This window comes from Longimycelium tulufanense (assembly GCF_014645795.1).
GTDB lineage: Bacteria > Actinomycetota > Actinomycetes > Mycobacteriales > Pseudonocardiaceae > Longimycelium > Longimycelium tulufanense.
This window is the reverse complement of the sequence record NZ_BMMK01000068.1, coordinates 1-9,477: the sequence shown is the minus strand read 5'-3', so window position 1 is coordinate 9,477 and position 9,477 is coordinate 1. Positions and strand designations below refer to the sequence as shown.

The 9,477-nt window shown below is 71.5% G+C and carries 15 protein-coding genes; 10 read left to right on the top strand and 5 right to left on the bottom strand.

Translation table 11 applies throughout. From position 1 onward, the window contains the following. From IEY55_RS30950 to IEY55_RS30930, 5 genes are all read right to left on the bottom strand, one after another. On the bottom strand, positions 1–583 hold a 583-nt coding region (locus IEY55_RS30950; RefSeq protein WP_189062139.1), incomplete at its 3' end, for a hypothetical protein. Between the two features lie 439 nt (positions 584–1,022). Next, positions 1,023–1,838 carry a hypothetical protein gene (locus tag IEY55_RS30945; RefSeq protein ID WP_189062138.1) on the bottom strand — a complete coding sequence of 272 codons (816 nt, stop codon included), beginning with the start codon at positions 1,836–1,838 and terminating at the stop codon, positions 1,023–1,025. Continuing rightward, positions 1,838–2,680, bottom strand: coding sequence for a sigma-70 family RNA polymerase sigma factor (locus IEY55_RS30940; RefSeq protein WP_189062137.1), 843 nt, complete (start codon positions 2,678–2,680; stop codon positions 1,838–1,840). Before IEY55_RS30940 ends, IEY55_RS30945 begins: the two co-directional genes overlap by 1 nt. A 165-nt stretch (positions 2,681–2,845) precedes the next feature. Next, positions 2,846–3,487, bottom strand: a complete 642-nt coding sequence (locus tag IEY55_RS30935) for a GNAT family N-acetyltransferase (RefSeq protein ID WP_189062136.1) — start codon at positions 3,485–3,487, stop codon at positions 2,846–2,848. Between the two features lie 3 nt (positions 3,488–3,490). Continuing rightward, positions 3,491–4,270 (bottom strand): GntR family transcriptional regulator, encoded by a 780-nt coding sequence (locus IEY55_RS30930; RefSeq protein ID WP_189062135.1) that lies wholly within the window; start codon positions 4,268–4,270, stop codon positions 3,491–3,493. 207 nt (positions 4,271–4,477) lie between these two features. On the opposite strand from IEY55_RS30930, the gene IEY55_RS30925 reads away from it, so the two are divergent. From IEY55_RS30925 to IEY55_RS30880, 10 genes are all read left to right on the top strand, one after another. Continuing rightward, positions 4,478–4,780, top strand: a complete 303-nt coding sequence (locus tag IEY55_RS30925) for a hypothetical protein (protein ID WP_189062134.1) — start codon at positions 4,478–4,480, stop codon at positions 4,778–4,780. Beyond that, the gene (locus IEY55_RS30920; RefSeq protein WP_189062133.1) at positions 4,777–4,950 is read left to right on the top strand and encodes a hypothetical protein; all 174 of its coding nucleotides are present in this window, start codon (positions 4,777–4,779) and stop codon (positions 4,948–4,950) included. The genes IEY55_RS30925 and IEY55_RS30920 overlap by 4 nt, the downstream gene beginning before the upstream one ends. Before the next feature lie 3 nt (positions 4,951–4,953). Further along, complete coding sequence (locus tag IEY55_RS32865) at positions 4,954–5,457, top strand: WhiB family transcriptional regulator (RefSeq protein ID WP_308424801.1); 504 nt, start codon at positions 4,954–4,956, stop codon at positions 5,455–5,457. After that, on the top strand, positions 5,454–5,828 hold the full coding sequence (locus IEY55_RS30910; RefSeq protein WP_189062132.1) for a WhiB family transcriptional regulator: 375 nt from the start codon (positions 5,454–5,456) through the stop codon (positions 5,826–5,828). Before IEY55_RS32865 ends, IEY55_RS30910 begins: the two co-directional genes overlap by 4 nt. Next, on the top strand, positions 5,825–6,271 hold the full coding sequence (locus IEY55_RS30905) for a hypothetical protein (RefSeq protein WP_189062131.1): 447 nt from the start codon (positions 5,825–5,827) through the stop codon (positions 6,269–6,271). Before IEY55_RS30910 ends, IEY55_RS30905 begins: the two co-directional genes overlap by 4 nt. Further along, entirely contained in the window at positions 6,268–6,648 is a 381-nt protein-coding gene (locus tag IEY55_RS30900) for a hypothetical protein (protein ID WP_189062130.1), read from the top strand. The genes IEY55_RS30905 and IEY55_RS30900 overlap by 4 nt, the downstream gene beginning before the upstream one ends. Then, entirely contained in the window at positions 6,645–7,058 is a 414-nt protein-coding gene (locus IEY55_RS30895) for a hypothetical protein (RefSeq protein WP_189062129.1), read from the top strand. Before IEY55_RS30900 ends, IEY55_RS30895 begins: the two co-directional genes overlap by 4 nt. Next, positions 7,055–7,309, top strand: a complete 255-nt coding sequence (locus IEY55_RS30890; RefSeq protein WP_189062128.1) for a hypothetical protein — start codon at positions 7,055–7,057, stop codon at positions 7,307–7,309. Before IEY55_RS30895 ends, IEY55_RS30890 begins: the two co-directional genes overlap by 4 nt. Beyond that, entirely contained in the window at positions 7,306–7,701 is a 396-nt protein-coding gene (locus IEY55_RS30885; RefSeq protein ID WP_189062127.1) for a hypothetical protein, read from the top strand. The genes IEY55_RS30890 and IEY55_RS30885 overlap by 4 nt, the downstream gene beginning before the upstream one ends. A gap of 74 nt (positions 7,702–7,775) precedes the next feature. Further along, positions 7,776–9,477, top strand: a 1,702-nt coding sequence (locus IEY55_RS30880) for a hypothetical protein (protein ID WP_229686929.1), incomplete at its 3' end; no start/stop codon positions are given.

Sequence of the window (9,477 nt, the reverse complement as noted above, 5' to 3'; positions counted from 1 at the left end):
AACCAGGTTCCCGTCCCAGGTCACGCCAGTGCGGAACCAGGTTCCCCTCTGGGTTCGTGGGGTGCTCGGCGCTGTCGTTCGCGCCGTCGTCGGACCGGCGGCGGGGCCGGAATCCACGGTTGCGATCGGCCCAGGGCTTCCGTTCGTCGCCGACGAGGGCGCGCAGCGAGTCGCGCACCTGCTCCAGTTCCTCGCGGCTGATCACCTCGGGGGTGTCCCAGTCGATCTCGACGCGGCCCTGCACGACGGGGGAGGCCGGGGCGAGCAGGTAGAACCGGAAGACGCTGGGGGCGTTGTGGCGGCCCTCGACCTGCGTGCGGTGGCGACGCAGGAACCCGGCGGCCTCGACGCGCTCCACGATCTCGCGCGCCGCCTTGTCCGTGCACATCGCTCGACTGGCGATGTACTCCATCGGCAGCAGGGCGGACCAGCCCACCGTGCTGACCTCGTTCGCGATGATCGTCAACACCCACTTGCCCAGCGGATCCGGGCGGGGCGTGGGATCGGCTTCCCGACCCTTGCGGGGCTTGGTGACCGTCAGAACGTCCTGAGCCATCGCCCAGGCCACGGCCTCGTTGCTCACGCTCTACTCCTCCGCGTGTCGTGTGACGCGCGACCGGAGGGTGCTGCGCACCGCCGAGGGGCCTGGGTAACCTGCGGGTGCGTCGTAAACCGCAGGGCCCCTTTGCGGTGCGCGAGACCATCCCCGGTCACGCACGTTTCCAGGGCCTTCGATCGGGCCGGGAGCTGCCAACTCCCGGCCCGATCACTGTCTAGGGGCCCCGGCGGGCCAAGTGGTCGATTTCCTGCCGGTTCCCGTAGGTCTCGGGCGCGATCATGCTGGGCATCCTGTCACCGCCGCTGATCCACAGCGCGGATCTGTCGGGGCGCGTCGGCGTGTCGCTATTTGATCAAAAGCGCTGGTCGTGCTAACGCCCCGACCTGGGGCCGAGCCGGTCTCAGTCACGGGCTGATCATCCCTCCCCGGTGTCACCGGTGATCGTCGAAAGCGAGTTCTGGATCTACGTGCCGTTGACGACGACCAGCGCGGCCGTAGCGTCGTCGGAGCGCTTGTACCGGGGCCACCGCTGGCCGTCAGAGTCGGTGTCTTCGACGGCGCGAACCTTGTTGATCAGTGCCTGTGGTCCTGCGGTCGCCAGCAACTCCATCACCTCCCGCCAGGTGGCAAGCCCGAAAGCGTCGACGAGGCGGGAAGCCCCGTCGGTCAGCAGCGCCGCCTGGACAACATCACTGCGGGCAACCGCGCCGATGACCGCATGGCGGGCAGCTTCCGGGTTCGCTGCCACAACCCAGTACCCACCGGGCTGGTTGCGGAGCTTTCGTTGCGCCTGGACCAACTCCTGCACCGCCTGACGGTGCTCGGCGCTTCCGATCGCGTGCCGGCGCGTCTCCGCGCGCTCCGCCGCGGCCACGGATTCGACCTGGCTGTCGGTGACAACCTTCAGCGAGTCGCCGAAGTCGAGCAACAGCACGGCATCGGAAAGCACCAGGTACTCGACACGGGACGTCGTGATGCGCAGCGCGGCGATCGTGGCGGACGGCGTGCCGCCATGGGAGAGATCGCATTCCGGATGCTGCGCGGCCACGTGCGTGATCGCGAGCGCGAGCGCCTTGCTCAGGCTGTTGTCCGCATCGCTGGCCGCCGTGAGGAACGCGACGCCGAGCTGGTGCACGTACCAGGGGACTCCGTGGCGGCACCTGGTGTTGCCGTCAGCAGCACTGATCCCGTCGAGCACCGCGACGACTCCGCCGGCCGCGCCAGCCCAGTCCTCATTGGCACGGACGCCTCCCGGGAGGGTGGCGAACGCGACGTGCATCAGGCCCCCTCGCGGTAGTAGGGGCTGAGTTGCTGACTGGACTGGACCTCCAGGGTCTCGGGATTGAAGGTGCAGGTGATCAGCGTCGAGAAGCGCTTGGTCTTTGCCTCGGCGTAGAGCTCGGCGAGGTTGTTCTCGATGAAGTGGACGACGCCGGCTGCACCGATTGCGTGAATCCCGGCGATGTAGAGAAAGGTTCCCCGACCATCAAGCCGGGGAAGTCGCCCGAGATAGGCGTGGTCGCGGGGCTCCCCGGCGTCCATCGGGCTCCGGTGGATCTGCCCGGCTCGCTTGTCGACCAGGTACCACCCTTGCTGGTCACGTTCGAAACCAAGCTTGTCGTCGGACTCCAGCACCTGGCTGATGAGCGGTGAGAGCCGGGGACCGCAGATCACCACCAGGTTGTCGCGGTTGAGGTTGACGAAGCCCGGCGGCTGGATCACCTCGTACCTGGTGTCGAGCCCCAGGGTCTGAGCAAGATCACGTAGCCGCTCGTAGCTGTTCATGTCCTCCTGGGTCACAACCTTGCCGGCCTTGTTCTGTTCCTTCCCGCCTTCGCGCTTGCCCCCGAGCGCAACGGTCAGCGTCCCGTAGCCCAGAAAGGCGCGCTCCGACCTGGGGCCAGTGCTCAAGAGCTGGCTCACCCGCGCGCGAGTCATCCCGAGCGCCTTCGCGATCTCTCCCGGCTTGGAACCACGCGCGACAAGTTCCTCGAGCGCTTCCCGTCGGATCCGGGACAGCTCGGTGACGACCGTTTGGTGCTCGGCGACGAGTTCGCCGGCTCTCTTGGCACGGTCCACCGGGTCGTCGAGCGCGTTCAGCTCCTCCAGCTCTGGGTGCATGCGTCCATCCTGATCTGTTAAGGGGGCTAACGCAACCATATGTGTTAATGGGGGTTGACATAGTTGCGCGCACTTCCATACTCGGTTGTTAACCCCCCTTTCGGATGTGTAGGGGGATGCAAAGGGGCCCGCCGGAGGGACGGGAGGTCACCGGTGCATTGCGCGTTACCGGGTGGGGTGTCGGGTGGATGGCAGGCCGTTGCTGGCCTGCGGGGTTGGCCCGTTGTTGCTGGTGAGGATGGCGATTTGGCTGGCGGGGCGTTGGTAGAGGGCGCCGGAGCCGCGGGTGTAGGTGGCGGCGTCGGGGTTGTCGTTGCCGGTGGGGTCGATGGTGGAGACGACGGTGCCGACCAGCTCGAAGCCGCGGGCCTGGTAGTAGCGCTGGAGTGCGGTGTTGTCGCGGTGGCAGTCCAGCCGCAACCACCGGTAGTCGAGGGTGGTGGCGCGGGCGCCGGCCCAGTCGAGGATGCGTCCGCCGAGGTCGAGTCCGGCCCAGGTGCGGCGGACGGCCATTCGGTAGATGTAGAGCGCGTTGTCTGGTCCGTCGGGCCAGCCGTGCGCGAAGTGGGGATCGGCGCCGGACAGGGTGAAGCAGGCGACCAGCGCGGTGTCGGCGCGGACGACGTAGGTCTGGCCAGCAGCGATGTAGGCGCGTATCCGTTTCGCGCGCCAGTCGTCGCGGCCGGTGAACCGCTCTGGCCACTGGTGGATGCCGCGGGAGCGGAGCCAGGCGGCGGCCTCGTCCAGCAGCGCCAGGACCTGGTCGGCGTCGCGGGGCTGGGCTTGCTCGATTGTCACCAACGGCATGGCTCAGACCTCCAGCTCGTAGCGCAGAAGCAGCCGATGTCCGGGGAAGACGGTGCTGATCAGCCGGATCGGTTGGCCGTCCTCGAGGAGCCCGACGCGGTCGACTTGGCCGACCGGGGAGCCGACGGGGAGGTCGAGCAGGTCGGCCTCTTCGGGGGTGGGCATGCGGACGCTGATCCGGTCGTCCAGGCGGTGCTGGACGTAGCCCAGGGCGTGGAAGATGCCGTTGTTGAGCACGATGTCGTGCTCGGCCAGCAGCGGGGCCGTGCCGTCGACTTCCTTGCGGCCGATCTCTTCGCGGACCCAGGTGTCGGCGATGGCGACCGGGACCTCGTCGGCGAGCCGGATGCGGCGCCGGCACAGCACCATGTCGCCGGGGTTGATCTGCAGGTAGTTGGCCACCCAGGCCGGGGCCGGGACGATCCGGACGCTGATCTGCAGGCGGGGGTCCTTGACCCCCTGCTCGATCATGTCGGCCTTCCACTCGTCGAGCTGGGTGCTGGGGTCGTCGAGCCGGGTTCCCCGTTCGAAGCGGTGCAGGTTCCAGTACAGCGGCTTCCATTCCCGGACCTGGCGACCGGCCTTGCCGACTCCTTCGGTGATCAATCCTTCTTGGACCAATCGGGTGAGAGCGGCGCGCACGGTGGTGCGGGAAACCCCGTAGGTCTCCTGCAGCTCCGGCTCGCTCGGGATGCGGTCCCCGGGGCGGTATGTGCCCTGGTCAATGGCGTTTCGGACGCCGTTGTAGACGCGCTCCCAGAGTGGTCGGGCGCTCCCCGTCATCCGTCAGTACCTCGTTTCTCGTCGTATCCGTAGCTACGTAACCCTTGCGCGACGGAACTTACCGTAGCTACGGTAACGACGGTTCGGTGAGACGGCAACGGCCGGAGCGCCGGACAGCAAAGAGCCCCCGGCCTGGGTGACGGCCCGGGCCGGGGGCGACGGGAAAAGGCAACTACCTGCTGAAAGGACTGCTTTCCCATGTCCATGATGGCACGTCTGACCAGCGCAAACGAGGCTGGTCAGCTCACGGTGACCGATCTGGCGGTTGCCGCTGACAGGGAGCTGGCCCAGCTCACGGTCGCGGCGCGGTGGCTGCTGGAGGGCGCGGAGCTGCCCGAGGAGTTCGTGAAGGCCGCGACCCGGGCCAACTCGGCGCGTTACGCCCTGTCCCGGGCGGCCCGCAGGGCCCAGCACCGCCAGGAGCGGCACACGGCCCGGGCGGCGCTGCGCCGGCTCGCGGCGACCACGGACGCGCTGCGCGTCGTGCGCCGAGGGGGTGCGGCGGCGTGAAGAAGCTGGTCAAGGTCGCGGCCGGGCTGCTGCTGGCGCTCGGCGTGCTCTACATCCTGCGCAGCGCCGGCCTGCCCTTCTCCGACGAGCTGGGCGCGGCGATCGCGACGATCTTCCGCCTCATGGCCGCGTTGGCCTCCTGGGGCGCCGGCCTGTTCGGGGGGCAGTGACCCATGAGCGAGCGGACGTTAGCGCGGCACGACGCGCTGTACCGGCTGATGCTGCACCTGGCGCCCACCGACTTTGGGCGGCGTCCGGCGTGTGCGGACGCCGAGGACCCGGAGATCTTCCACCCGGTCTCGGAGGCCCAGGTGGAGACGGTGGCCGAGGCCAAGAGTTTCTGTGCGGTGTGCCCGGTGCGCCGGTCCTGCCTGGAGCAGGCGCTGCGCCGTGCCGAGCACGGGATCTGGGGTGGTCTGACCGAGTCCGAGCGGGAGCGGCTGCTGCGGCGGCGCGCCACACAGCAGCCGGCCGTGCCGCGGGAGCGGGATTTGGTGGCCGAGGCCGTCGACCTGGTGGTGCGGGCCCGCCGCGACGGCGGGGAGCTGAGCGTCAGCGCGGCCACGAAGGCGCTGGGTGTGCGCTACGCGCGGGCCCGGGCCGCGGTGCTGGCCGCCCGCGCCGCCCTGGACACCGAGACCCAGACCGGCGCGTCGGGGGAGGTGAGCGCGGCATGATCACCCCGGCGTGCCGGTACCGGCAGGCGCACGGCGTCTCGGTGTTGCTGCGCCAGATCGACCCCGCCGACACCGGTGGGCCGGCGCAGCCGGCCTGCCAGCAGTCCTGCCACGACCCGGAGTGGTGGCACGTCGAGGGCCGCGACCACTTCGCCGTGCGTGCCCGTGCCCGGCAGGTCTGTGCGGGTTGCCCGGTGCGGCTGGTGTGCCTGGTGCACGCCGCCCGCGCCCGGGAGTACGGCATCTGGGCCGCGATGTCGCGACGGCAGCGGCAGGAGTGGCTGCGCCGGCTGCGTGCGATCACCGCCGAGCGGCGGGCCCACCGTCCCGCCGTCCCGGCCGTCTCGGCGTCGGGGGAGGTGGCGGCGTGAGTACTGGCCTGCCCCGCATTGCCGGGCGTGAGGTGATCGCGTTGGAGGCGGCGCCGTCGTCGTGCTCGGAGCAGGACGGGTGCTGTCCCTGTGCTTCGGCGCCGGACGCCGCCTACCCGGACGCGATGGTGTGGGAGGCCGGGGATGCGGTCTACCGGCCCGGGCGCGGGTTCGTCGCGTCCCCGCGTCCCTGCGGCAACCGGGCTCCCGAACTCCGGGACTTCGGAGGTCCGGGAGTTCGGTTGCCGGCCCTGGTCGGCGCGGAGGAGACCTGCGCCTGGTGTGAGGGCTGGATCGGGGAGCACCCGCGCCGGCCGGGACTGTGGCTGCACAGCGGTACCGGGCTGCTGCGCTGCCCGACCGAGATCGACGAGCAGGGCCGGGCCCGGGTTGCCACGCCGCGGCAGGTCGCGGTGGCCGCCGGGGAGGTGGCGCCGCGATGACTCGGTCCGTGGTGAACCTGCAGCTCGGGTGTGTGGGTGTGGTGCGTCGGGTGGCGGTGTACCGGTCGGTGCTGGCCGCGGTGGCGGCCGGGGAGCTCTACGCGCTGCCGACCTGGCGCAGCGTCTCGGGGTTGGAGCCGGGCCGGCTGCTGTGGCTGGGCGCGAACGCGCTGGTGGCGGTCACCGTGCCGGGGCACCGGGTCGCGGCGGCCCAGGCCCTGGCCGGGGCGGGGCTGATCGCGCCGGCCGCCTGGTGGTGGCCGTGCCCGATCCCGTGGCGGGGCCGCACCGTGGTCGCCGACCGGGTGCTGGCCACCGAGCGGGGCCTGCGGCTGCTGGCCGGGCCCCTCGCCGTGGCGGGGGGTGGTCGGCGATGACCACCACTGGTGTGCGGGAGGCCTTGGCGGTGCTGCCGACCTGGCGGGCGGCGGCCCGGTTCGTCGCCGGTGTCGCGGCGGTGGGGCTGCTGCGGCTGTGGGCTGCGGCGGTGGCGCCGTTGGCGCTGGCGGCGTGCGGCTATCTGCTGGCCGGGCCGTGGCTGGGCCTGGTGGGGGTGGCCGTCGGTGTCGCCTCGGCCTCCTCGGGGCCGGCGATGCTGGCCACCGCCCTGCTGGGCGATGCCGCCGACCGGGTGGGGCGGGCGGTGCTGCGCGCCGCCGCGGACCAGGCCGCCGCCGCACGGGCCGGCGAACCCGGCCCGGATGACGAGAGTGAGGGGCCCGCGTCCGCGGGCCCCTCCGCCCCCGGCCGCCTGGTGCCGGTGCTGGTGGGGGTGGGTGCGCGATGACCTACACCCGTCTGCACCCCGACCACGATCGGGACCGGGCCGCCCAGCAGCGACTCGCCCGGGCCCAGGGCTGGGTGCTGGTGTGCGGCGCGGCGGGCTTCGCCGTCCTGATCGGCCTGCTGCTGGTGTCGGTGCTGGTCGAGGCGATGGCCGGTGTCGAGGCCGGCCGCGCCGTCCGTGAGACCGGTGTCGTGGTGCTGGCCCTGCTAGTGCCGGCGGTGGCCGCCCTACTTGGGGGTGGTCGCCGATGACCACCCGACTGTTCGTGGCGGACACGCTGCTGGACGCGGTCGCCGACGGCGCCTCCCGGCCCTGGTCGGCCCCGGTGCCGGCCCGCACCCTCCCGGCAGCGCTGGCCGTGTTCCCCCGACCGATCGTCCGGGAGCACTGGGGCGGGGAGCCGATCGCGGTGGTGCTGGACCTGCGGGCGTGGCTGATCCACCACACGGCCGCATCCACGCTGCCGCTGGCCTGCGACTCCCAGCGCGCCGCCGAACACGCCGCTGCGGCCCTGGCCACCGCGGGCAAGGACGGCGCGGTGGACCCGACCAAGCCGGCCGAGGTCGCCGGATGGGCCCGCGCCTGGTGTGAGCTGCACCGCGACGCCCACCCGATCCGCACCTGGGGCTGGTGGCAGCGATGAACCACGGCCAGGCCCTCGTCGATCCCCCCACGAAAACCCCTGTGACCAGCACTGATCCCCTGGAGAACGCATCCATGACCACCACCGCCGCCGCGGAGCCGGACCTGACCGACCGCCGCGCGCAACGGACCCTGGCCAAGGCCCGCGCCGACATCGAGCGGGCCAACGCCGCCGCCGCACGGCAGCGCGAGCAGGACAAGCACGCCCTGGCCCTGCGCAAGCAGGCCGCCGAGGTCGAGGCCGCCGAGCTGGCCAACGCCGAACGCCGTGCCCAGTGGGCAAAGGACGAGAAGCAGGCCAGGAAGACCCGGGCCCGGAACTGGCCGCTGGTGGTGCTCATCGGCGCGGTGATCGCGTTCGGCATCTACACCGCCTGGCGCAGCCAGTACGCCTGGTTCCAGGGCTTGGGCGTGCCGGCGGACATCGCCGCGGGCGCGGCCACCGTCCTGGAGGTCACCGGGGTCTCGCTGGGCATCCTCGCCCGCCGGGCCCGCCGCCAGGACCCGGCCGCCGGGCACGTCGAACGCTCCTCCATGTGGGGCGTGGTCTGGTTCGCCGCGACGGTGAACGTCATCCACAACACCGGCCAGTACGGGCCCGTGGCCGGCGTGGTCTACGGGTTCGTGTCGTTCACGGGCGCCTACCTGTGGCATCGGGTCGAGTCGGTGTTGATGCGGGAGCAGCACGGCCGGATCACCCCCGCGTTCGGGCTGCGGTGGGCCTTCTACCCGTGGCGCACGTTCGCCGCGCTGCGCCTGGCGGTGCGCGACGGCATCACCGACACCGCCCAGGCGTTGCGGCTGGCGGCGGCCGAACGCGCCTTCTCCCGCCGCCACCGCCGGCAGTGGTCGCGGATCGTCGCGGCCCGGATCGACCACCACCAGCAGGCCCGCATGGCCGAGGCCGAGCGGGTCATCGCCGAAGCGGAAGCCGCCACCGGGGCAGTCGCGCTGCTGTTGGGAAGTGACCACCTGCACGCGGTCGCCCACACGTCCCGGACGCCTTCCGGAACGTCCCTCACGGACGGGAGGGCATCCCGGAAGGGCCTGCGCCGGGTGTTCGGGAAGTCGTGCCGGAAGTCCGGTGCGCAGCCGAGTTCCGGCACGGACGGGCAGGGACTCCCCGAGTCCGGCAAGGGTTCCGCGAACGTTCCGGCAACCGCGTTCGCGGAACCGGTGGCGGCTTCCGCGAACATCTCCGGCAGCGTTCCGCGAGAGTCCGTGACGGACTCCGGCAACCGTTCCGGCAAGGGTTCCGCGGACTCTTCCGCGAACGTTCCGGCAGAGTCCGCCGATGCTCGGTCAACGCAGGTCACGGGGACCGAGATGACTTCCGGCAGTCTTCCGGCACGGCCGTCCGCGAGGTCCGGCAACGAGATGTTGGCGGCTTCCGGCAACCCTTCCGCGAAGCGTTCCGGCAAGTCTTCCGGCAGCGTTCCGGCAGAGTCCGCGACCGTTCCGGCACGGTCGTTGACGGAACCGGTGGCGGCTTCCGCGAACGGTTCCGCGAAGCGTTCCGGCAAGGAACGCACCCGGACGTTCGCGACGTCCGGCAACCGTTCCGCCAAGCGTTCCGCCAGCGACGCTGACGGAAAGATCACCGGACGCCAGGCCGGGGCCATCGCTCGCCGCGTGATCGCGGACCACCTCGCCCGGAACCCGCGCCCGGGCGTAGTCGACGCCGCGTTCGTGCGGTCCCTCCTGCCGCACAACGTGCACCTGGAGAAGACCGCGATCTACGACCTCGTTCGCGACATCAAGAACGGCGACCCGCGGC

Coding starts and splice junctions, on each gene's coding strand:
- IEY55_RS30945 (WP_189062138.1), bottom strand. CDS start 1,838: ATGCACGTCGCGTTCGCCACCCTCCCGGGAGGCGTCCGTGCCAATGAG.
- IEY55_RS30940 (WP_189062137.1), bottom strand. CDS start 2,680: ATGCACCCAGAGCTGGAGGAGCTGAACGCGCTCGACGACCCGGTGGAC.
- IEY55_RS30935 (WP_189062136.1), bottom strand. CDS start 3,487: ATGCCGTTGGTGACAATCGAGCAAGCCCAGCCCCGCGACGCCGACCAG.
- IEY55_RS30930 (WP_189062135.1), bottom strand. CDS start 4,270: ATGACGGGGAGCGCCCGACCACTCTGGGAGCGCGTCTACAACGGCGTC.
- IEY55_RS30925 (WP_189062134.1), top strand. CDS start 4,478: ATGGCACGTCTGACCAGCGCAAACGAGGCTGGTCAGCTCACGGTGACC.
- IEY55_RS32865 (WP_308424801.1), top strand. CDS start 4,954: ATGAGCGAGCGGACGTTAGCGCGGCACGACGCGCTGTACCGGCTGATG.
- IEY55_RS30910 (WP_189062132.1), top strand. CDS start 5,454: ATGATCACCCCGGCGTGCCGGTACCGGCAGGCGCACGGCGTCTCGGTG.
- IEY55_RS30900 (WP_189062130.1), top strand. CDS start 6,268: ATGACTCGGTCCGTGGTGAACCTGCAGCTCGGGTGTGTGGGTGTGGTG.
- IEY55_RS30895 (WP_189062129.1), top strand. CDS start 6,645: ATGACCACCACTGGTGTGCGGGAGGCCTTGGCGGTGCTGCCGACCTGG.
- IEY55_RS30890 (WP_189062128.1), top strand. CDS start 7,055: ATGACCTACACCCGTCTGCACCCCGACCACGATCGGGACCGGGCCGCC.
- IEY55_RS30885 (WP_189062127.1), top strand. CDS start 7,306: ATGACCACCCGACTGTTCGTGGCGGACACGCTGCTGGACGCGGTCGCC.